The sequence below is a fragment of the Psychrobacillus sp. FSL W7-1493 genome, from assembly GCF_038004905.1.
GTDB lineage: Bacteria > Bacillota > Bacilli > Bacillales_A > Planococcaceae > Psychrobacillus.
The window spans coordinates 977,845-1,000,998 of sequence record NZ_JBBOSB010000001.1 but is presented as its reverse complement, the minus strand read 5'-3'; the positions used below and the strand labels follow the sequence as shown (position 1 = coordinate 1,000,998).

Sequence of the window (23,154 nt, the reverse complement as noted above, 5' to 3'; positions counted from 1 at the left end):
TAAAAAAACGTAAAGGTCTATTTGACCTTTACGTTTTTTCTAGCTATTCAAAAGTAGGTTTATAGAAGGAACGATTTTCTAAAGCGAAAAGACGCTCAGTAAACTCACCCGGGTTAGTTTTAGCTAATGCTCGATTAAGCATATTCATCTTCGCATCAATATTATCGATATAATGAAGGATTTCAGCTTCTTTTAACATCGGTCGCTTAGGACTACCCCATTCCTCTTTTCCATGATGAGAAAGCACCATATGTTGAAGAAGCATTATTTCCTCTCCTTCAATTTGAAGCTCTTCTGCTGCTTTAGATATCTCATTCACCATGATGGTGATATGTCCTAAAAGGTTACCTTCAATTGTATACGTTGTAGCAACAGGACCTGAAAGTTCTACTACTTTACCAATATCATGTAAGATAATTCCGGCATATAGAAGATCTTTATTGATAGTCGGATAAAGCTCACTAATGGATTTCCCTAGCTTCAGCATGGAAACAACATGATCTATTAAACCAGAAGCATAGTCATGATGATTTTTAGTAGCAGCTGGATATGTCATAAATGCGGTTTGATGCTTTTTCATTAAATGACGTGTTACTCGTTGTATCACTGGGTTTTTCATCTCGAAGAAAAATTGCAGTAATTCCTCCATCAATTCTTCTTTAGGCTTTTCTGCTGATGGGACTAAATCATTGATACTTATCGTCTCGTCTGCTTTCACAGGTCGGATACTTTTTACGCGTAGCTGAAATTTGCCACGATAGTCTTGTATTTCTCCTCCGACACGCACTATTTGACTAGCAGCATACTGTTTTTCATGTTCCTCGTTTGTATCCCAAAGCTTTGCCTCGATATCTCCACTTTTATCTTGCAATATAAGAGACATGAATGGTTTTCCAACTGTAGTGATACCTTTAGTTGATTGTTTTATCAGTAAGAAATGATCGACAGGATCTCCTACTCGTAGCTGTGTAATTCCCTTCATCTCAAAACCCCTCCACTTCCAACTTGTATTGTAGCTACGTCTATTATATGAGCCTCATTCAAACTAAGACGCATATGCTCATGACACGTAAAATATAGTAATTGATGTTCATTTTGTAGCTCTTCCATTAATTGTACCACTTGTGTTAACCGGTTTCGATCGAAATGTACAAATGGATCATCTAGAATAATAGGAAAGGATAACCGATTCTTTAAAGAAACCGCTAAAGCTATTCTTAATGCAATATACGCTTGCTCCTTCGTAGCCTGACTTAGCTCTGCTATTCGAAATCGTTCTCCACTAGGTTTAACCGCTTCGAATAAGCCCTCGGGTGTAAACTCTAACAGCTCGTAGGATTTGTTCGTTAAGATCCTAAAATAGCTTTTGGCTTTATCAAGTACGTCTGGCAGTCGTTCCTCTTTTAACTGCAACACTGTCTGCTTGATTGCTTCTGTTACCGTTTTATAAGCAGCCCATTTTTTTACTAACTCATACAGCTCTGATTTTTTCTCTTCTAATTGCTGTAATTTTTGACTTTGTTCCTCATTCTCGAGTAAGCGACTCGTTTCATAAAGTAAGGTTGCTTTTTCTTCTAAAAGAATATGACTTTTTTCTTTCATCGCCTCTAGAGTTTCTCTTACTGTTCTTTCAAAGCCTTCTTCAAAATCATTTATGTTTACTTGCCGATCGCCTAATTGCATTCTCACGTGCTCTAATTCTTTTTCTAGTGCCGCTCTAGCTTGAGAAACTACATGTGCTTGGTAAAAATCACTTTCTGTTGAAACTCCCGCTTCCTTAAACAGCATAGTAATCTGCTGTTCCTGAGCGTTTAATAACAATTCTAGTTCATTTAACTTTTCTTGTAGCTTTGTTATTTTACTAAGAGTACTCTGCTCTTCTTCAAGCCTTTTCTTTTCTTTCAAATAAATTTCTCTGAGCTGATGAAATAAAATATCATTTACTAACTGGGATTTCACTAAGGACTGTGCTCTGCGTTCCAAGTCCCTTAAATTTTTACTGACTTCCTCGAGCTTACCTTCCATCTGGTCAAGTTGGATTTGTTGATTTTGAATAAGCCTTAACCGGGTAAATAACTCAGGCAGTAAGCTTGGGGATAATTCCTCATCAATATGATAAGTTCTTAAAAAGTCATAAATTTTATGCTTACATTCCTTCTTTTGGTGTTCAATTTCTAAGACAACACCCTCTAGACGCATAATTTGATCCTTAAGACTTCTTAATTCGTCCTCTAATAGGTCTGTATATTGATGAGCCTCATTATCTTTTTGAAGACCTTTGATGAGCAAGGTAAACCCGCTATATATCCCAGCACTTATAATTACTGTAAGGAGCGCAATTAGCCAATTGGATGCAAGAACACTAAAGATTAACCCAACCATCAGTACAAATCCTACTAATGAAAATATAATACCTTTTGTGTTACTCTGACCCTTAGATGAATTACGTGAACGTTTAGATTCACGTAGCCGTTTTTCTAGCTGCTCGACATCCTGCATTTTCAGGTTTAGCAAACGTTCTTCTTGTTGAAATTGCTGATTAAGCTGCTCTTGTTGGTTAAGCATCGTCACCAGCCGGTCCTCCTGCTGGATTGATACATCAGCTGTCACTATATCATTTAAGCTACTTTCCCAATCAATTCCAACTAGGCTAAGCTCTTGCATTTGCTGCTGGAGAATTTTACTATGCTCCTCTTCTAACTGGACTCGTTTTGCACGTAATTGATGCCATTGGGATTCCTGGCTTAAAAAACCTTGGATTTCCTCTAGATTTTCTGGAGTTATTGCTTCACTACTATGAACAATTGACTGCAGCTCATGCTTAAATTGTTCTACCGCTATTTGAGTATTGGTCTGCTTGTCCTTAACAGCCTCATATCGTCGAAGACCTTCCGGAGGAAATGAATGACTTGGTAGCTTATCCAATTTCTCTAAAAGCTCATTTTCCGCTATTTTTAACGGTTTTAATTGCTTCCAATGGGAATAACTCTGAAGTTGGTCCGCTAGCTCTTTCTCACGTTCTACCGATTCTTTTAAGATACTTTCAATCTCATTTAAACGCTTGATGGAGGGTTCGTACTTTTCCACTTGGTCCATTTGTGCCTTCCAAGCGGTCTCAAGCTGTCGTATCTCCTCCATTTTTTGATTGATGAAGGGCTTTCGTCCAGTAGGCTTATATAGCTCTCCCATTTCTTTTGCAAACTGCATTTCAACACTAGATAACGTGTCCATTCCTGTAGTCCCAGAAGAAAGTAAAGTACGTGTCAGCTCTTCCTCCGTCATTTTTTCAAATCCTTGTAGCTGAAGTAAAGAAAATGAAAAGATTGCCTCATAGTCAGCTCGACTATAAGCATTCAATATTGTCCCAAGCTCCTTTTCTCCTCCACGAGTCCCATCCTCAAAATATAAGGTAACATCTCCACTTGCCTTCCCTTTTACTCTCTCGATGAAAACTCTACTGCCATCGTCCGTTAGAATTTGTATTTTACCTCCATAGGTGGCATTACTTCTAGGCTCATATCTTAACAGCTGTGAATTTCGTTGTGGGAAGCCAAAAAGGATGTGAAGTATAAATTGTTGAATCGTGGACTTCCCTGCTTCATTTTCTCCATAGAATACGTTAATCCCACCATGTACATTAACTTCTAGATTTTCATGTTTTCCAAAGCCATATATGTGGAGCTTTTCTATTTTCATACCCTCTACACTCCCCTCGATACAGCCTTGTTCAGCAATTGTTTTGATTCTTCTTTGACCTCTTCAATGAAATGCTCGTCAATGCTTGGTAGATATCGACTACCTTTTGGATGCTGATATAATTCTTTTACGGCAAGCTTCCATTCGGCGGAATCCCACCCTTCCCATATTTCCGAAAGTATAAGTGCTTCGTTTAACTGACTAGCTGGTAGGTTAATAGTTAAATCCTTAAGGAGAATAAATGGATTATGCTTGTCTAGAGATTCCTGAAAAATAGCAAGCCACTCCTCCCTCGATGAGGCATCCAGCATTTCAAAAGTCTCTTCTGAGATATCGGAAAGCGTAAGCTCTACTATAGCGTTTCCGTTTTGTTCCACATAATCCTTTAGCCCCTGCTCCACAAGGGTTATCAATTCATTGGCATGGATAATATTCTTACAAGAAACCTCTAACTGATCGTATATAAACATACTACATGGAACAAATTGTAGGTCCGTTTTATCTTTGGAGAGAGTTACCTCATAAAACCCTTTCTTACCTCTTTCATTGCGATGGCGGCTTTGAATATTACCTGGATAAACAATAGCAGGGTCCATATGTAACACCTGTCGCTTGTGAATATGTCCAAGCGCCCAGTAATCATACCCCTTACCGATTAAATCACTTTGACGAAACGGAGCATACACATCATGCTCTTTGTCTCCCTCTACGCTTCCATGTAGCATTCCGATATGGTAGTCTTGACCACTCGCATTCGGATAATAGGAATGCATCGCCTCTCGAATATGGCGTTCCTTATAGCTAAAGCCAGAAATATGGACTTGATTTCCTTGGACAGCAATTGTTTTAGTCTCTACGTCTTGGCCAAACACCTGTACATTTTCAGGTAACTGGAAACGCACCCAGCTCCCACTTAAATGATCATGATTCCCATGGCAAATAAAAACCGGTATCCCGACTTCTCGAAGAGCTTCCATTCCCCTTTGAAATAAATGCTGGGCTCTCAAGCTCCGATTTTCACCATCGTATATATCTCCTGCTATTAGGACAAAGTCTGGCTTAGCCGTAACTGCATACTGAATAATATTTTCAAAGGCATGGAACGTGCTTTCTCTGATTTCCTGCCACCTATTTTTAGGGATAGATGAAAGACCTTTAAAGGGACTGTCCAAATGTAAATCTGCCACATGTAAAAAACGAATAGCTGCCATCCTACTACACCTCACTAAAAATAGAATATTTGTTCTTATTTTATCATATAGAAAAGGCTATACACAAATAAATGTGTGATAGCCCTACTTTTATTGCTTTTCCAATTGTATTTGTACAAGAGATGTCACTAAACCAGTTATTCCTGCTGTCAACCCCGCTGGTAGACTAAAGAGGAAGTAATACCACTGTCCTGTATATATTGAAATTCCTAAGAAAATTAATGGCATTCCTATTAAAGCAAATAGGGATGCAACTAGTGCCCATTTAGCCTTGGTCATGATTTATTCCTCCTTTTAGTTATTTTTATCTGCTACTGCAGCCCCTACCCCATAAGAGACTATGTGTATAACCCAAAGACCGGTCATTATGAAGAATGCAAGTCCTGGTCCCTCCACAATGATAATAATCATCCATGCTATTAATATTGCAGCAGTTGTGACTTTCCAGGAATAAGATCTTGCTGTTGTATGAACTTGAATATATCGTTCATCAAATAGTCTTTTTTTCTTACCAATCTTGCGAGAAATAAAATAAGTAATCGCGGAAATTGCTATTCCCGTTGGCAACCCAATTAAAAACGTGAACCAATCAAATTCTGCATTCATTTAATCGTCCCCTTCGTAAATGAAAATGTCCTCTATATAACATTTGAATAACCTGGAAAGCTTAAAAGCCAATTGAATAGATGGATTATACTTTCCTTTTTCTAAAGAAATGATAGTCTGCCGAGACACCTCCAGCTTTTCTGATAATTCATCCTGCGTCAATCCTAGTTCCATTCGCTTATCTCGAACATAATTTTTCACCGGTACCCTCCCTTTTGTAAAGCTAACTTTACGTAAAGTATACTTTACTTTATGAAATGATGTCAAGCTGGCTTTACTTTTATTTTTTAATTTTTGTTGTATAATGAATTTTAAGAATACATAAGGGGTGTATGATAGATGAAAGCCTATAAATTCACAGCATTTGAACCAACAGGGGAACTGATCATTGAGGAAACATGGAATTACGAAAACGACGAAGCAGCAAAAAAACAAGGTGAAGAAGCAATTAACGAAAAGGGCTATGGTAATAAAACACATCGCCTTGTAAATAGCTCCGGCAAGCTAATATTGTTTCATGTGTAATATAAAAAGGGACTTAGCACTGCTATAATTAACGGGCTAAGTCCCTTTTTTATTGTTCAATCCAATTCCATGGTTTGATCTCTCCAAGTTTTGCGTTGTGAATACCATCTACCTCTTTAAGCTTCAGTAATTGTTTCACTGGACCTGTCACGACTGCTCCGTATACTTGAAATCCTTCTTTTTGAAGATAGTCATATCGTTGTTGAAGATAGTCTGTTCCTAGTAACGTTTCTGCAAGGTTTTTATTTTCCCGTAGCATTATAGACATGTTTTTAAGCATGATTTCTTGGCTTTCTTTGACTGTTTCAGTGTTTAAATTAGTGGTCGAATATGTAATGTTAAAGTCTTCATCTACATGTTTAAATCCAGCTAACCCCCAAGGTTTTGCTAATGTTATATCGTTTTCACTGCCACTCCAGCCACCTTCAGTGAAGTTGTTTAACTCCCCCATATAAACCGGCATCCAAAGAACATCTACTTGATATGAAGAAACTAAATCTAATAGTTCTTCTGGTGAGGAGTAATCGTTAATGGAAAAAGCTAGCTGAGCAACATTTCCTTCATGTATGTGCTCTAATTGGTTCCAAACATCCTCCGTCTCCGTTTCGTCTAGTTTTTCATTCGTTACAGGATTATAGGGTAAAGAAAAAGTAAATTCCTTGTGACTACTATAGGGAAAATACTCATTAACAGTAGTGGTGCTATAAGCGTCTATAAGTGGTTTATTTAAGCTAACCTTTGTTATCGCAAACTCCTCTTTACCTATTATTTTTATTAAAGGAAATTCAATCTTTTGGGTTAAAAATGGGTTAATTTCATTCGTGCTACCGACTGAAATACTGGAGGTATAACCTGGATAGCTCCAATCAACAGCTAGCTTCTGATAAAATTCATTACGCTTACCTACATTGGTAGCATCATAAATAATTGAAACGCTTATCATATAAACGGCATATATAAGAAAAATCCCTAATAGCACACGAATGACATTGAAAGATAATTTCCATGAAAAACGTTTTTTATGTTTTTGTACAATTGCTTTTGCTTTATCATCATTCCATTCCATCTTTTCCACTCCTATCAAAATCCTTACCAAGTCGCTCTGCCAATTGTTTAAATCGTTGTCGTGCCCTATGTATCGTTACTTTAACTTGGTCTAACGTAATTTCTAGCGTATCTGCAATCTCCTCATAGGAAAATTCCTCAAATTCTCTTAAATACAAAATGGTTCGGTAATTTTCTGGGAGCAGCAGGGATACATCCTTGATCTCATGGGAACTCTCCTGATTTAATAAATCATCCTCCGGTATCCCATAAGGGCTTACATATTCCTCTGAATTGGAGAGATAGTCATAAAGGGGAACCCACCTCCACCTCTTTCGCTTTCGCCATTCATCCATATATGTATTTCTAGCTACCTTGTATAGCCAGCTTTTCACCTGACCCCCATCATAAATATCCAGGGAGAGTGTTGCTCTATAAAAGGTCTCCTGTACAAGTTCTTCTGCGATAGTATCTGAACCGGTTAGTTTAAGTAAATAAAAGTAGAGAGGCTTCGCATACGCCAAATAGACTGTTTCTAAATCATCTTGCCTTTGCTTCTTCACTACCCTGCCTCCCTTCTAACCTAAAACGTTTGGATCTCTATATTGTTACAGTCTAAATTAAATTTTCGGGAAAATATATAGGAGGAGTAATAGGGGGAGCCACCTTTGTGGTGGTGTCTGTTGGTTTATGGGCGTTTTTCTTGTTGGTTATGGGACACTTTGCATGATGTTATGGGCGCTTGCGGGGTTTATGGGCGGGTTCTATTGATTTACGGGCACTTCCCTGTGGGTTATGGGACACTTTGCATGATGTTATGGGCGCTTTTTCAGGTTTTATGGGCGCAAGCCAAGCTTACGGGCGCTTTTGATTAATTTATGGGCTATTTTCTGGTGCTTATGGGGCACTTTGCATGATTTTATGGGCGCTTTCGGGGTTTATGGGCGCTTTCTATTGATTTACGGGCGTTTCCCGGTTGGTTATGGGACACTTCCCATGATTTTACGGGCGCTTTTCCGGGGTTTATGGGTTTTATCAATGTCTTGAAGTGGGATTCACTTTTACACTCCACAAATCTTTATTTAACCACAAAAAAAGAGCCGACACATACACTGCCTCGGCTCTTCCCACTATAATTACTCCCCTTTAAATGCAGGCTTTCGCTTTTCTACGAACGCTTGAATACCTTCTTTATGATCCGCTGTTTTACGCATTGCTGTTTGACCTTTTGCTTCGCCTCTTAAAATGGCTTGAAGTTCATTAATCTTAGATAAATGTAGAATTTCCTTAGAGGTGATAATGGCTGCGACTGGTGATTCGATTAGCTTTTGAGCATATGCTGCAGCTGTTGCATGACCTGCTCCGTCTGGTGCTACCTCGTCTACTAGTCCTAATTTTTGCGCTTCCTTGCCGTTAAACAGTTGTCCACTCCACATCAGCTGCTTTGCCTTAGGGATCCCGACTCTTTCTTTTAAGAAGAAGTGACCCCCTCCATCAGGTATCAAGCCAATTCCGATGAAGTTCATGGCTAGCTTACTATTTTCTTCAGCGATAATAATATCACAGCCTAATACCATGCTAAAGCCAAGGCCAGCTGCCGCTCCATGTACGGAGGCAATCGTAATTTGAGGTAATGTATACAAGTTGGTTGCGATACGAGTTAAATAGTCCATGGCAGTTTCTATATCGAGTGGCTTTTCATCGCTGAGCATTGCTTTAATATCTCCACCAGCTGAAAATGCACGGCCTTCTCCTTTAATGATTAAAACCTGAACAGATTTATTTTCTCTTAGCTCATCAAGAATATCTGCTAATTCCTCCATCATCGTTTCATCCATAGCGTTCATTGAATTTGGTCTGTTTAAAGTTAGTGTGGCGATACGACCCTCTTGTTCAAATAGTAAAGTTTTGTACATAATAAAATCCCCTTTGTGAATAGTCATTCATTTTTATAATTCGTCATTAATTACTTTAATCCTTCTTTTTAGCCAATAAAAAAAGCTCTAAGCAAGAAGCCTAGAGCTTTAAATACATCTTAAATTCCTTCATACAATTCTTGAACTGGTTTTAGCAACACACGATTGATCTCTTCAATCATTTGGCTAAGTGCCATTTCAGATTGTAGCATGTGAAAGATTTTCTCGTTTGTTTGTGCAAGTTGTGCCGTTTTTTGTGCGTATTCAATCTCTTCCCCAGAGATTTCCTCGCCCTTCATTTGCTTTTCTTGTAAGGTAAGCTGAATTTTGCGGAAGCTTTGGAATAATGCAAGCGCCTCTTGATCTGATTTTACTGATTCTACTGCTGCTTTCACGTTTGCGAATTCATCTGTTTGGCGTAGTGACGCCTCTAGTTTGTTAATATCGTCATAAATGTTAATCATGTTTTGTATGCTCCTTTTTTTAGGCATCGAACATGCCTTTTTTAGCTAGTTAGGAATACGATTAGACCTTGTATAATTCCTATAAGTCCCCCTAATACACCACCGAGAACAGTAATCATTTTGAATTCTCTTTTAGAGATTCCAAGTACGATATCCTCTAATCGTGCTACTGGGAATGAGTCAACCTGCTCTTTCACCATTTCCTCTAGCTTCATTTTACGCAATACTTCCTCTAATTTAGACTCTGCCTCAACAAAAGCAAAATTAGTTATTTTCGGTACCATTTGGGTCTCGACCCATTCAGAGGCACCAGGGAAGTAATGGTTTAAACTATAATTTAATCTATCTTCAATTGCAAGCTGCTCTCTTAAATATGCCTTCACATTGACTACTAGTGGATCAAAATCAAAGCCCTCCATCATCTCAGCCAATGGTCGATCCTTAAGCTTTTCCCACTCGTTTTGGACAATGTTTTCGAGCATCACTCTTGTTCCAGGTGCCCGTAGAAACTTTAAAATTTCAGGCTGTACCTTGCCCACAAGTGAGTTGGAATCTCCCATAAACATTTGAATCATATTACCAAGTGTTCCTTTAGTAGAAAGGAAATCATCAATCAGCTTCTTAACTGTGCTTTTACCTTCTTCTGATTGGAAAAATTCCTCACCCTTTTGAAGAATATAAGAAACAATATCCCCAACCTTGCTATTGGCCTTTTCTTGCCAATCTAGTGGAGCAATTTGACGAATTGTTTCATTCTCTAACTTTGTTAATATACGATTAAACTGTATATCAACCTGTTCATCTATTTTTGCATTCACAAGAGATGGCACAGATTCTATTCCTGCAAGCTTCAACCAATCATGTACTGTTTTATCTGATTGTAATATATTTTTATTTAGCTGCTTTACCACAAAGTCATTAGCCTTACTCTTCATCGCATCATTAAAGTACTTCTTTTTAAAAATATCCGGGGTCAATAAATGCTTGATAACAGTTATTCCTAATTGTTTGGCAAGCTCATCCCGACGCTTAGGTATTAAACCTGGAGTAAACGGCACTCTCCATGACCCTATATACTTTGCTTCATGAGGTCTAAATAGCATTTTAATGGCGAGGTGATTTGTAACCGCTCCAATTGCTGCTCCGACGACTGCCATGAATATGATTGTCCATAAAAAACCCATCGTTCTCACCTTTTTCCTCTAGCTTCTAGATTATTATAGCAGAGGAGAGAGAAACACAAAAACAATTAGAGTGCATTGTACATCATCGAAAATCGAATGGCATGCTCGGTTTCATCATGCATCGCACAAAAAAGAGGTGCATATGCTTGTTGAATCGGTATTTGGAGCAGCATTTCCTTATATACTTCTGCAGTTTCCAATTCATCCTTGACTGACTGCTTGACACAGGATTTTAAATCTTCACACGGGGGAACTTTTTGTAAGTTTTGAACAAAACTTCCTGTAAGCATATAATAGAGTTGTTGAAACATTTCATAATGGCTTTTTTCATCCTCGTACACGTGCTCGATGAATTCTTGCCAGTATGGGTCGTCCGTCAGCTTATACATATCCATATAATGATGGTAATCGGCGTACTCATTTTTAATTGCTTGTTCCAGCTTTTCAATAAACAATTAGATGCTCCTTCGCTAGTCATTTATACTAGTATATGCGAGCAAATTCACTCACATGAAAGGTATGATTATATGCTACAACATTTCAGCTTCAAGTCACTCTATGACAACAAACAGCTACCTGGCTGGTCAGTTTCTTTCTTTTATAAACAAAAAAGATACGCAGCAGAATACGAGCCTGATGGGACGATTAAGTGGATCGGGGAGACTCCTCCAGACGAAGAAACAGTCAAAAAAATGATTCATGAGCTTATGCTCTTCCATGTATACGACTAAACAAGAAAGGTGAACGCTTAGTTTATGAATAAAAAATATATAATACCAATAGTCACATTAGTGCTAGCAGCTTTATTAGCTGCTTGTGAAGAATCACCAGAAACTAGTACTGAGCTGGACAACCAGTCCCAAAATAGTGAAGTATCTCAAGACAAAAAATCAGTCTTGGATGAAAACAAAAGTACATCAAATGACACTCAAGAAAATCCAGTGCCTAAAGATTCTACCTTAAAAGAAGAGTACTTGATAAAATTAAACAACACTAAATTAGAGGCAGAAAATTTGAAGGCAACTGATTCTTCGACTTATGCGTTAAAAAAAGTGGAAGATGATAGATGGGTATTGTGGGATGAGTTGTTGAATGAAATATATGGCGCTTTGAAGGAGCAACTGTCTCCAGAAGAAATGGACCAATTAAGAGAAAATCAACGACAATGGTTAAAAGATAGAGATGAACAAGCATTAGAAGCTTCTCTAAAGTTCAAAGGTGGTACGCAGGAACATTTAGAATATGTAGCTGTTCTAGCTAATCTTACTGAGAAAAGATGCTATGAGTTAGTTGATAGTTATATGAAATAAATTAAGATTATTGTTTATGAGAAACTGTTAAGTATAACTCAATGTGGGTGGGAATATCACTGACACAGATTAATGTTTAGTATAAATAGAAAAAGAGCTTGAAATGTTACTCCAAGCTCTTTTCCCTATGCCTTGCCATCAATTTTCTAGCTGTTCAAAAACAGTCCCAATAAACATTTTACCAATATCCTTTATTGCTCGTTCGTCGATGTCGAATTTAGGATGATGATGTGGGTAGGTAGCTTTTAGTTCCTCGTTCCCTCCACCAATGATAAAATAAGCTCCCGGAATCTCGCGTTGATAATACGCATAGTCCTCGCTTCCGTTCATCGGTTTCCCTGGGATAATGTTATCAGCCCCTAGAACTTGACTAGCCACCTTCTCTACACGCTTTGTTTCAATAGGGTCGTTAAAGATAGATGGACAGTCCTTCACATATTTTAACTCGAACGTAGCGTCAGCAGCTTCGCAAGTGCTTTTAACTACTTGTTCTAGCTTCTGCTCGATTAGTGTGCGCACGTCCTCGTCATAGGTTCTGACTGTCCCTTTAATATAGGCAGTGTCAGGTATCACATTAGTAGTGCTTCCGCTTTGAAAAGAACCAACCGTAATTACTGCAGCCTTTAGTGGATCTACTCTTCTGCTAACAATTTGCTGTAAGTTTAATACAACCTGACTTCCCGTCACTAAAGCATCAATCGTTTCATGAGGAGATGCCCCGTGACCCCCTTTACCATGGATTGTTATATAAAAATCATCCTGTGCAGAGGAAGCATAGCCTTCTATCACACTAAATGTCCCATAGGGCTGAAGAGACATCACATGTGAACCATAGATAACGTCCACACCATCTAAGCAACCGTCCTTAATCATATATTCGGCACCACCTGGAGTGGTCTCCTCGGCGAATTGATGGATGAACACTACAGTTCCTGGTACCTCGTCCTTGTGCTCACTTAATACCTTTGCCACCCCTAAAAGTGCAGACGTATGTAAATCGTGCCCACATGCATGCATAACTCCTGGAACTTTTGATTTGTATGCTACTTCCTTCTCATCCTGAATAGGAAGTGCATCAAAGTCTGCTCGAAGTGCGATGGTTTTCCCTGGTTTCCCACCCTTTAGGTAACCTAAAACACCTCTCCCTCCAACTTCCGTTCGAACCTCTAATCCTAAGTTCCTTAAGTAAGCAGCAATTTTTTTAGGCGTCTCCACCTCGTGATGAGAAAGCTCGGGATACATATGCAAATCTCTTCGGAAATCGACTAACTCGGGGTAAATCTCTTCTAATCTATTAAATAACTTTTCCATTGTAATCCTCCTAAATAACACAACTGTATCATGCTGGCCAAAAGAATAGATGAGCAATCGTCACAAAAACTGCTCCCATTATAAATTGTATCAAAATTAATGGCCACAACCAACGAACCCATTTTCCATAAGAGATTTTAGCCATAGCAAGAGCTGCTAATATTAGCCCACTTGTTGGTGCGATAATATTGGTGATTCCGTCTCCCATTTGATAAGCCAATACTGCCGTTTGTCTGCTTACTCCTAACAAATCAGATAAAGGAGCCATAATAGGCATAGTTAAAGCTGCCTGACCACTGCCTGATGTAACAATAAGATTAAGCAATGTTTGCATAACATACATACCGATTGCCGTTAAGCTAGAAGGAAACTTCTCAACTAAATTAGTGATTCCATACAGTATGGTGTCGATTGTATTACTATCGTTTAAAATAACTAATGCCCCATAGGCAAAGCCAACTACTAATGCCCCTACAACTATTTCTTCACAGCCTCGAACAAAGGATTTTGTAATCTCATTAAATTTCAGTCGATTAACCAACCCAATAACGATTGCCATGATTAAAAACAAGGCAGATATCTCCGTGATAAACCATCCAAATTTCAATACCCCAAATGCCATTCCAACCATTGTGACTACTAGAATTGCAATAATAACTCCTTGAGTTTTTGTGATAGTGTCCTGTTTCATCGCTTCGATATCAATATTTCTATTTTTATCTTCCTCATACATAATACTTTTGGTTGGGTCTTTCCTTATTTTATTGGCATAAATCATTACATATGCAATAGATATTGCCATGAAAGCAATCCAAAAGCCGATGCGTGGACCCATGCCTGAAAAAATCGGAACCTCCGCGATTCCTTGGGCGACTCCAATGGTAAATGGATTCATAAAGGCTGCTGTAAATCCAGCTGAAACCCCAACAATAACCATGGCGGCCCCTACGATTGAATCAAATCCCATAACTATGGCAATCGGCACTAAAATCATGATGAAAGGTAGTGCTTCTTCAAACATTCCTACTGCTGCTCCAGCCACTCCAAAAAACATCATTACTACTGGAATAATGAGCATTTCTTTTCCTTTCATCTTAGTGGATAAGGAACCAAATGCACCTTCTATCGCCTTTGACTCTCTAAATAGATTGAATGAACCGGCTACCATAAAAATAAAGAAAATAATTGGAGCAGCTTCGACCATTCCTTTATGTATAGCATTAAATATATCTAAGAAACCCGCAGGACTAGAATCGATAGTTTGATAGGAGCCGTCTACTACGATTGTACGACCATCTGCATTCTCTATACGATCATATTGTCCAGCTGGAATAATATAAGTTAATACAGCCATGATTATAACAACGGTAAATAAAATAACGAATGGATGTGGCGCTTCTCTAATCTTTTTCTTTTTTGTGGATACTTCTTTCAAGGCTGTTGTCATTCTAGCTTTCTCCTTTGCTATTATAAAATTGAGTTCCTTCATTTATTCCCCTACGTAGTTTCCCCTTTTCACCCCCTTCTCTATTAATCACCATTAAAGTTATAGACAATTGAGAATATATAGTCTAATACTTTTAACAAACTTTACTACAAACAAAATTAACATTCAATACAGAATTGAAAAAATATTATATTTATATATCTTTTAGCAAAACAATTTCATAAAATTGTTTTTCGAATATTCTAATTATGATAAAATTGAGATTAGTAGGAGGTGCTCTTCTTCATGGGTATTCGAAATTTTAAGTACAACCTGTAAAAATAAAATTACAGGAGGAAAAGATGCAATCCAATTGGCATAAGAAATTTTATGAAAAACAATTTGATTTTATATATGATAATAACTACAATGATTCTTTATTTTATCAACAGGAAGCAGAAGCTATTCAGGAACAAGCTGGGAAACCGTTTAAAGCAGTTTTAGAATTAGGAGCAGGCTATGGGAAATTAGCAAATGCAATTGCAGCGTTAGGCAAAAATGTTACTACGATTGAGTTAGCTGACAAAATAGTCAAGTATGCGCTTCAAAACGCACACCCTAGCGTAGAAGCAATCTGTGCTGATTTTTATACTGTAAGGTTGAAAAAGAAATTTGATATTGTGCTCTATATAGATGGCTTTGGTGTTGGATCTGATCAAGACCAAGTCCACATACTCAAACGTATATATGACTGGTTGAATATCGATGGAATTGCTTTAATAGATATTTATCAGCCTTTATATTGGAAGAATGTAAATGGAATAGAAATCCAGCCCACAAGTGATCCAACAGTTCGACGGCAATACGGGTATATCAAGGAGACTCCATCTATGACTGACACATGGTGGAGTGTAGAGGACGCAGAAGAAAAGTTCACACAAATACTAGCATGTTATGCACCCGCACAAATAGATGAGTTGTGTCATCAAGCAGGCTTACAAATAGTAGGCTACTTCCCTGGAGGGGCAATGGACTACGATACATGGACCTATCAGCAGGTTGCTAGCTTAGAAAACTGCTTATCTTATCGAATAAAAGTAAAAAAGAAATGATATTTAAAGCAACCTTTGTTTAATCACAAAGGTTGCTTTTATGCTACACACTGTCTAGCTTTTTCCTACCAAAGACCAAAAAGAAATACGTAGAGGCAATCAAGTACAATACTCCCGTAATCGTAAATGTATACGCATAGCCCCAATAGAATCCAAAGGTCATCACAAGACCTGTAGATATAGTTCCGGTACTTGCCCATCCAACATTGAATACCATCTGATTGACCGAATTCGCAAGCCCTTTATATTTATCCTGAACTAATTCCATAGCTATGGCACTTTGAATTGGATTACCCGCATTCATCAGCGCCTGGCGCATTAGGAAGGCAACGGATGCAATTACAAGAGAGTTCGTATAGCCAGTTATAAAAAGGAACGGGATAGATAACAGCTGAAAAATAACGAGCGCCCTCACCTTTCCTACTCGCTTAACTAAAGCAGGCCCTAATAACATCGCCACCGCTGTCATAGCCGATCCAAGTGATAAAATAAGTCCTACATATGAATTTGAAGCATCAAATCTATTAGAAAAATATAAGTTCAAATAAGGAATTACTAGCCCAGAGCCAGTACCTATTAATAAATTTGCAAAGCCAAATAAAATGATAATCTTCACATTTTTTCTGAAGCTGCTTGGCTCAGGTGTTCTTTGGTCATCTTGATTATCCTTTGATGTAGCTCTAGTCCCTACCGGATTTAACTTAGTAAGCGGCAGGAGACCTAGAGTAAATATCGTAGCTCCAATTATTAACACATATTTGATGGCATCCTCTACAGATAGACCACCTAATGCATGCAGTAAATCAGCTAAGACCCCACCCCCTAGGCTCCCTACTACCCCGGCTAGAGTCATAAGTGAAAAATGAATACTAAATAGATGCATCCGTTCACTGGCGGTTGAATTCTCAGCTAAAAAAGGTATCCCTGATACTTGAACAAGCGCCATAAAGAGGCCCGTAAAAAAAGCAGCATACACTAAAGACTGCTCGCTAACCATCAAACTTCTATAAAATAATGTACCTGCTGCGACAACTGCCCCTATCATAATAATTTTCTTTCTTCCAAAACGGTCACTAAGAAACCCGGCAGGCACTAACATGATTGCAGAAGCCAGGGAGGTCATCGCGATTATTTTACCGTTTAACGTTTCCGGAAATCCAAGCTCCTTAATGTATAAATTGTACATTACAGAAAAAACACCCATGCCTATTTGAATAAGAACATTGGCCAGCATAAACATACGAATATTACGATTAAAGGAAACTACTTTCTTTTTCCACTCTACAAACCAAGGAATCATATACAACCTCTTCCATTTACTTCGTTACACTAAATATACGATTTCCGTCAGAAAATTACAATCGCTTAAATTAAATTTTTCGAATTTTTTATAGAAGAAAGAATTTACAAAAGAACTCTTTCTTGTTTTTTAACATTAGCTATGTTTAAAGCTCAAGGTTGTTTTAAGACACAAAAAATGAGCTAGGATTTTTCTTCCAGGCTCATTTAAATTTGATTTCCTTTTTATTTAAGCTCCCCTTAGTTGAACAAGAAAAGGTATTTAAAAAACCAATTTCTAACTGTGCAAAACTATTACCCGCAAAAATCATCAATATTTGAGTGAACATAATATCCAGACACTAAGGCTGTCCCACCGCTAAAAAAATGGAAAGATTCTGTCTCTCCATCACTGTTTTCCAGTGTACCTCGATGTTCAATTGAGAACTCCATCTCTTGTGTGCCTTCTCTTCTTGATTGGTTGATTTCCTTAAGTACTTTATTGATGGTTTTTTGTTCCTCAACCTCAATCGTCATACCATTCATACATTCAATTGTGAGTTTAACCATTTTCCCCTCTATTAAGGGTTCACTGTAATGGTTACAAGCACCCAAGAAAATAATACAAACACAATATAGTAATCTTCTTTTCATTATTTCACCGCCTATTGTTAACTTTCCAGCTTATTGAACTAACCTGCTGCTATAGTTCAATAAAAAAATATGAAATAAATTATTCTAAAAGAAGCCACTCTTTGAAAAACTCAGTATGATCTTCTTGATGGTACTCATTGAAGAATTCTACAAAGGTCTCAGTATCCACATATTGATATTTAAATTCATTAAAATAAGCGGATAAAAATTTAATTGTTTCTTCGTGCCCGCCTCGCTCTTTAAAGAAATCTCGTAAAATTGCAGGAATTTTCCCATATAGTAACGGACCATGGTCCGTACCAAACTCCGTAACTGGAAGATTAGCAATTTCCGACAGAGTTTTTCTTTCAGCAAAAATATTTATTTCATTAAATCCTAATTGTTCGCCCAATTCACTGGAATCATATCTTAATGTACGGTATGTTCCCTCCAATAGTGCCGTTAAACTCTCATCTAACCAAGATTCTTCATAAGGGTCACTGGAAACCATGAAATAAAACCATTGATGAGCAATTTCATGAATTAATACTCTTTCATGTCTCCCTGGTTCAACCCATACTTCTACAATATTTGGGTACTCCATTCCTGAATTATTTGCAACAACATCTAACTCTTTAGTCGGATTATCCCCAATATTTTTTTCCATAAATAAAAACGCTTTTTGAGCGTCCATTATCATTTGATGTAAAGTGTCTGGAAAATCATAAGGAAAAAAATATCTGATCGTTGTATCATTTGCTTGCAGTGTCTCACTGATCCATTCTTCTGGATCTAAAAATGCTATATAAAAATCTTTAATATTTGCTCCTTGTGTCTTTCCACTAATGGTAGGCTTGGGTTCACCATCTTCTCCTGAGCTGGCAACCAAGTATTCTCTAGCTAACTCATAAGTAATCTCATAGTCTCCATACCCTGTATCATAGAATTCACCCATATGGTAATAAGGATGTAGATCCCATTTGTTTGTATACCTACCTAGCATTGGATACCATAATGCTAAATAGATATTGTTGCCTATTCTCGACAGTCGTTGCCCTTTAAATGGCGGCTTTAATAAATATTCTACTGTTAATATTGTTTTTTCACCTGGTTGAACATCAGATTTTGGAGTAACATATAGCATGGTATCATTCAATTTATATGATAATTCTTCGCCATCTTTGCTTCTAATAGAAGTAATCTCTGCTTCTCCTATAGAAGAAAGCATATAGTATTTGTTCTCTAGCGTCGTAACATTCGGGATAAAATAAAAACCGATATCCTCCCATACACTTTTAGATTCATTCGTAACTTCAATCTCCGCAGATATGTGGAAACGTAAATCCTCCGCCTGGCGGATGTCTATTTTGTAATTCCCACTAGAACCTGGAAGTTCTGAAACAGATACCTCTTTTACTTTTTTAGCAGGTGGTTTTTCTTCTGCTTTAACTTCTGGTTCTACTATATCTATTTTAGATTCTTTCTCTAATATAAAATAACTTCCAACCCCTAAAAGGATTGCAGCCGTAAAAATAGCAATGAATACTTTTATTTTCACTATCTCATCTCCTTTCCTCTAAATTCTACCTATTCCAAAAATATCCTTCCTTTATTTTGTAAATTAGTTGAGTCTGTTAACAGATGTGTGGAGAAAAATGCACACACCAACTCGTTTTTCAAGAAAATTATCTATCTTTTATCTCTAGAAAAGGGAAAATCCCCTTATGCTTATGCATTAGGGGATACTCCGGCTTGTAGCTTATACATTTGTTCGTAGCGACCTTGTAACTGCAGTAACTCGTCATGTGTTCCGCTTTCTACAATCTCACCGCGGTCTAATACTAGAATACGGTCTGCATTTTTAATAGTTGAAAGTCTATGTGCAATGATGAAGGTTGTTCTACCTTTCTTTAATACATCCATCGCATGTTGGATAATTTCTTCTGTTTCGGTATCTATATTAGATGTCGCTTCATCCAATATAAGAATAGCCGGGTCGAAGGCAAGCGCTCTTGCAAAGGATACTAGCTGTCTTTGACCAGAAGAAAGGGTACTTCCCTTTTCAATTACTGGTTCATCTAATCCTTTTTCAAGATTTTTTAGTACACGTTCTCCACCTACCGCTTCTAATGCGGACTCTACTTTTTCTCGTGAAATTTTAGGATCATTTAAACTAACATTTGTTTCAATGGTTCCAGAGAAAAGATATGGATCCTGCAATACAATTCCCATATGATTGCGAATGGTTTGCCTTGGGAGGGAGGTGATATCTATTCCATCTATTAAAATCTTCCCCTTCGTTGGGTCATAGAATCGGAATAACAAGTTCATAATGGAACTCTTCCCAGAGCCTGTATGACCTACTAAAGCAACCGTTTCACCTTTGTTTGCAACAAAGTTCAGGTTCTTTAAGACAAAGTCATCACCTTTATAGGCAAACGACACGTCTTTAAACTCCACGTTTCCTTCGTATCTTTCCATTCGTTTGTCTTCTACCTTTTCACCTTTTTCATTCAACAATTCAAATACTCTGCTTCCAGCTACCAATGAGCGTTCTAGCTGAGAGAACTGATTAACTATCCCCGTAATTGGATTGAACAATCTCGTCGTATAATCCACAAAGGCATAAAGCAAACCAGCAGAGACGATAGCTCCCGGTTCCATGGACTGACTACCAAAAACTAAAATAAATAGAGCAAACATGATAGACCTTAGCACCTGTACTAAGTTAAAGGAGGTGGCAGAATCTAGCTTTAAAAGCTTACGTTGATAACTGTAATGCTCTTCATTCATCTCCTCAAACTCTTGGTCCATTTGTTTTTCCCGTTTAAACGCTTGAATGATCGACATTCCTTGAATTGATTCGTTTAACATGGCGTTCATATCCGCAATCTTTGTTCGCACAATATGATTATATTGAGATGCATATTTTCGGTAAGCTAGCATCCATATATATACGATCGGAATGACGAATAAAGCGATTGCTGCCATTTTAACGTCTAAAATAAACATTGCGATATAAACTCCAGTAATAGAAATGATACTGGTTGCAAACTGTGAAAGTACTTGAACATATAGATTACGGATAGCTTCCGTATCATTTGTCACACGAGCAACTACCTTACCGGCAGGCAAGTTGTCAAAATATTGTATAGGCAAAGTTTGAATATGCTGAAAAACATCATTTCGGAGCTTCTGAACAACACGATTTGCTCCAACCTGTAGGTTTATGAACATAAAATATCTAAAAACCGCTGTAACAATACTTAGGCCAAAGAATACTGCAAGGAGCATTAATATCGGCTCCAGATCAATCGCACCATCTGTAATGTGTTCATCAAGAATTTGTTTTGCGATAAATGGTCCTGTCAAATCGGCAATTACAGCAATCGTTAAAAAGATTAAACCAAGAATAATTGGCTTTTTATAAAATAACGCATAATGGTAGAGTCGTTTTCCAGTACTCATGACGACACCCCCTCAAGCTGTTGACGATCATATTGTTCCTTGTACCAGCCATTTTGCTTTAGAAGTTCCTCATGCGTACCTTGTTCTACAATGATTCCTTCATCTAAAACGATGATTTGGTCGGCATGCTGAATGCCTGACAAGCGATGCGTCGTAATAATTGTTGTCTTCCCACTGCGTTCGTTTTGTATATTTTCGATAATTTTTGCCTCTGTTTTAGCATCTACTGCAGAAAGAGAATCATCTAAAAGAAGAATTTCTGGATTTTTGATAAGCGCTCTAGCAATCGATACCCTTTGCTTCTGACCCCCAGATAGGGAAACCCCTTTCTCCCCTACTAACGTTTCTAATCCCATTGGTAAATTCATTAAATCCTGTTGAAAATGTGCTAAACGAAGTGCTTCCTCTAATTCCTCTTCTGTTGCATTTTCTTTTCCTAGAAGAATATTTTGGCGTATGGTTCTAGAAAACAACACATGATCCTGAGGCACATACCCAATCCATTCTAATACTTGATCCTTTGTTTGCTCTGATATTGGGATATCTCCAATCGTCAGTTGACCTGCTCCAATTGGATACTCCTTTAACAGCTGCTTTATAAAGGTCGTTTTTCCAGACCCGGTTTTGCCTACAATGCCAAGCGTCTGCCCTTTTTGTAGATTTACTCGGATATTTTCTAAATTTTTCACCTGTGATAAAGGATATTGAAATCCAACATCATCAAAACCGATGGACATTACATCCTTCAAATTCACTGGAGCAGTCGGGTCCTTCACATCTGCATCGTACTCTAACGTTTCCTGTACACGGTCAAGTGAAGCATTCCCGCGTTGCATAACGTTGATCAGTTCCCCAATAGCGAACATTGGCCAAATAGCCATACCAAGATAAACGTTAAATGTAATTAGGTTTCCTACCGTCATCTCACCCTTAGAAACTAGGTAAGCTCCATAACCAAGTGCAACAACATAACTTATACCTGTTCCTATTTTGGTGATAGGACCAAACAAGGCGTCAATTCGTTCTACAACCATATTTTTTTGATAAACCTCTTCACTCATGTCTGCAAAGTTCTTCTCATCAGCACGTTCCTGAACGTACGCACGAATTACTCTTACACCGGCTATAGATTCTAAAACACGATCATTTAAATCCCCAAATGCATCTTGAGCCACCATATACTTTTCATGAATGATTTTACCTAAATACTGCATTATAATTGCAAGAACTGGTATAGGTAACAGTGCAAAAAAAGTAAGCTTCCATGAAATAAGAAAACCCATTGCCAAAATTAAGGCTAACATATACATAGTCGAATCTATTAGAGTCATGATTCCAAAGCCAGCAGTAGTTGCAACTGCATTCAAATCATTTGTCGCACGAGCCATTAAGTCACCAGTACGATTTTTCTCGTAAAAAGTCGGTGTCATACTTAAAAATTTACGATTCAGCTTCGTGCGTAAAATACGCTCAATAGTAATAGACCCACCGAATAATTGATATTGCCAAATAAAATTTAAAATATATCCCACTATAATAATTCCTACAAAATATAATACATACTCCATTAATAGGTCGCTATTCATATTTCCTAGCGTAATTGTATCGATTGCCCTTCCTACTAGCCATGGAGGAAAGATCTCAAATGCACTTGCAATAATTAATACACCAACTGCAACAGTGTACCTTTTCCAATGATCTTTAAAAAACCACTTTAACTTAAATAATACTGAAAACATTTCATTGTCCCTCTTTTCTTTCCTTTACATTTACCAACTATCCGCCTTCAAGAGATTCCTTTATTAAAATTTGCTTAGCTTGTTGAATAATCATACCCAACTCTCCTCCTTTGTTTTTTCACCAAAATTTGGAAATAATAGAACACAAAAAAGCGCATTACCCATGATACGGTAATGCACTTTAAAATAGACATAGTAATTCTTATGCTATTAAACAGTCATTTAGCGTCT

23 protein-coding genes are annotated in these 23,154 nt (G+C 37.7%); 4 read left to right on the top strand and 19 right to left on the bottom strand.

Translation table 11 applies throughout. From position 1 onward, the window contains the following. Positions 1-43 precede the first annotated feature (43 nt). From yhaM to MKX96_RS04990, 6 genes are all read right to left on the bottom strand, one after another. Positions 44-982 (bottom strand): 3'-5' exoribonuclease YhaM, encoded by a 939-nt coding sequence (gene yhaM / locus MKX96_RS05015; RefSeq protein ID WP_340882455.1) that lies wholly within the window; start codon positions 980-982, stop codon positions 44-46. Beyond that, on the bottom strand, positions 979-3,696 hold the full coding sequence (locus MKX96_RS05010) for an ATP-binding protein (RefSeq protein ID WP_340882453.1): 2,718 nt from the start codon (positions 3,694-3,696) through the stop codon (positions 979-981). Before MKX96_RS05010 ends, yhaM begins: the two co-directional genes overlap by 4 nt. 5 nt (positions 3,697-3,701) lie before the next feature. After that, positions 3,702-4,907, bottom strand: a complete 1,206-nt coding sequence (locus MKX96_RS05005) for a metallophosphoesterase family protein (RefSeq protein ID WP_340882451.1) — start codon at positions 4,905-4,907, stop codon at positions 3,702-3,704. Between the two features lie 90 nt (positions 4,908-4,997). Further along, on the bottom strand, positions 4,998-5,186 hold the full coding sequence (locus tag MKX96_RS05000; protein WP_340882449.1) for a hypothetical protein: 189 nt from the start codon (positions 5,184-5,186) through the stop codon (positions 4,998-5,000). Between the two features lie 15 nt (positions 5,187-5,201). After that, positions 5,202-5,513, bottom strand: coding sequence for a DUF3796 domain-containing protein (locus MKX96_RS04995; RefSeq protein ID WP_340882446.1), 312 nt, complete (start codon positions 5,511-5,513; stop codon positions 5,202-5,204). Beyond that, positions 5,514-5,714, bottom strand: a complete 201-nt coding sequence (locus MKX96_RS04990; protein ID WP_169361391.1) for a helix-turn-helix transcriptional regulator — start codon at positions 5,712-5,714, stop codon at positions 5,514-5,516. 138 nt (positions 5,715-5,852) lie between these two features. On the opposite strand from MKX96_RS04990, the gene MKX96_RS04985 reads away from it, so the two are divergent. After that, positions 5,853-6,038 carry a YhzD family protein gene (locus MKX96_RS04985; protein ID WP_251556665.1) on the top strand — a complete coding sequence of 62 codons (186 nt, stop codon included), beginning with the start codon at positions 5,853-5,855 and terminating at the stop codon, positions 6,036-6,038. 49 nt (positions 6,039-6,087) lie between these two features. Here MKX96_RS04985 and MKX96_RS04980 read toward each other — a convergent pair whose 3' ends face one another. The 6 genes from MKX96_RS04980 to MKX96_RS04955 form a co-directional block, all read right to left on the bottom strand. Further along, positions 6,088-7,104 (bottom strand): anti-sigma factor, encoded by a 1,017-nt coding sequence (locus MKX96_RS04980; RefSeq protein WP_340882443.1) that lies wholly within the window; start codon positions 7,102-7,104, stop codon positions 6,088-6,090. Further along, positions 7,091-7,645, bottom strand: coding sequence for a sigma-70 family RNA polymerase sigma factor (locus MKX96_RS04975; protein WP_340882441.1), 555 nt, complete (start codon positions 7,643-7,645; stop codon positions 7,091-7,093). Before MKX96_RS04975 ends, MKX96_RS04980 begins: the two co-directional genes overlap by 14 nt. 573 nt (positions 7,646-8,218) lie before the next feature. Continuing rightward, positions 8,219-8,998, bottom strand: coding sequence for an enoyl-CoA hydratase (locus tag MKX96_RS04970; RefSeq protein ID WP_340882439.1), 780 nt, complete (start codon positions 8,996-8,998; stop codon positions 8,219-8,221). Between the two features lie 119 nt (positions 8,999-9,117). Then, entirely contained in the window at positions 9,118-9,462 is a 345-nt protein-coding gene (locus MKX96_RS04965) for a YlbF family regulator (protein WP_340882438.1), read from the bottom strand. 41 nt (positions 9,463-9,503) lie between these two features. Next, positions 9,504-10,646 carry a DUF445 domain-containing protein gene (locus MKX96_RS04960; protein ID WP_340882436.1) on the bottom strand — a complete coding sequence of 381 codons (1,143 nt, stop codon included), beginning with the start codon at positions 10,644-10,646 and terminating at the stop codon, positions 9,504-9,506. A 65-nt stretch (positions 10,647-10,711) separates the two neighbouring features. Then, positions 10,712-11,101: a ferritin-like domain-containing protein gene (locus MKX96_RS04955; protein WP_169360625.1), complete on the bottom strand. Its 390-nt coding sequence runs from the start codon at positions 11,099-11,101 to the stop codon at positions 10,712-10,714. Positions 11,102-11,173: 72 nt separating this feature from the next. Here MKX96_RS04955 and MKX96_RS04950 point away from each other — a divergent pair, with 72 nt between their 5' ends. Both MKX96_RS04950 and MKX96_RS04945 read left to right on the top strand, forming a co-directional pair. After that, positions 11,174-11,377 carry a YheE family protein gene (locus tag MKX96_RS04950; RefSeq protein ID WP_340882435.1) on the top strand — a complete coding sequence of 68 codons (204 nt, stop codon included), beginning with the start codon at positions 11,174-11,176 and terminating at the stop codon, positions 11,375-11,377. A 24-nt stretch (positions 11,378-11,401) separates the two neighbouring features. Further along, positions 11,402-11,956: a lysozyme inhibitor LprI family protein gene (locus tag MKX96_RS04945; protein ID WP_340882433.1), complete on the top strand. Its 555-nt coding sequence runs from the start codon at positions 11,402-11,404 to the stop codon at positions 11,954-11,956. 138 nt (positions 11,957-12,094) lie between these two features. Here MKX96_RS04945 and MKX96_RS04940 read toward each other — a convergent pair whose 3' ends face one another. Both MKX96_RS04940 and MKX96_RS04935 read right to left on the bottom strand, forming a co-directional pair. Continuing rightward, the gene (locus MKX96_RS04940) at positions 12,095-13,267 is read right to left on the bottom strand and encodes a M20 metallopeptidase family protein (protein WP_298473885.1); all 1,173 of its coding nucleotides are present in this window, start codon (positions 13,265-13,267) and stop codon (positions 12,095-12,097) included. Between the two features lie 28 nt (positions 13,268-13,295). Next, positions 13,296-14,714, bottom strand: a complete 1,419-nt coding sequence (locus tag MKX96_RS04935; RefSeq protein WP_340882430.1) for a YfcC family protein — start codon at positions 14,712-14,714, stop codon at positions 13,296-13,298. Positions 14,715-15,055: 341 nt separating this feature from the next. On the opposite strand from MKX96_RS04935, the gene MKX96_RS04930 reads away from it, so the two are divergent. Next, positions 15,056-15,805: a class I SAM-dependent methyltransferase gene (locus tag MKX96_RS04930; protein WP_340882428.1), complete on the top strand. Its 750-nt coding sequence runs from the start codon at positions 15,056-15,058 to the stop codon at positions 15,803-15,805. A gap of 43 nt (positions 15,806-15,848) precedes the next feature. Here the strand turns inward: MKX96_RS04930 and MKX96_RS04925 are convergent, their stop codons facing one another. From MKX96_RS04925 to MKX96_RS04905, 5 genes are all read right to left on the bottom strand, one after another. Next, a complete protein-coding gene (locus MKX96_RS04925; protein ID WP_340882427.1) occupies positions 15,849-17,105 on the bottom strand; it encodes an MFS transporter in 1,257 nt (418 codons plus the stop codon). Positions 17,106-17,398: 293 nt separating this feature from the next. Further along, a complete protein-coding gene (locus MKX96_RS04920; RefSeq protein ID WP_340882426.1) occupies positions 17,399-17,737 on the bottom strand; it encodes a hypothetical protein in 339 nt (112 codons plus the stop codon). A 79-nt stretch (positions 17,738-17,816) separates the two neighbouring features. After that, on the bottom strand, positions 17,817-19,274 hold the full coding sequence (locus MKX96_RS04915) for a M1 family aminopeptidase (RefSeq protein ID WP_340882423.1): 1,458 nt from the start codon (positions 19,272-19,274) through the stop codon (positions 17,817-17,819). A gap of 170 nt (positions 19,275-19,444) precedes the next feature. Beyond that, on the bottom strand, positions 19,445-21,184 hold the full coding sequence (locus MKX96_RS04910; protein ID WP_340882421.1) for an ABC transporter ATP-binding protein: 1,740 nt from the start codon (positions 21,182-21,184) through the stop codon (positions 19,445-19,447). Continuing rightward, positions 21,181-22,923 carry an ABC transporter ATP-binding protein gene (locus MKX96_RS04905; RefSeq protein ID WP_340882419.1) on the bottom strand — a complete coding sequence of 581 codons (1,743 nt, stop codon included), beginning with the start codon at positions 22,921-22,923 and terminating at the stop codon, positions 21,181-21,183. The genes MKX96_RS04910 and MKX96_RS04905 overlap by 4 nt, the downstream gene beginning before the upstream one ends. Positions 22,924-23,154 lie beyond the last annotated feature (231 nt).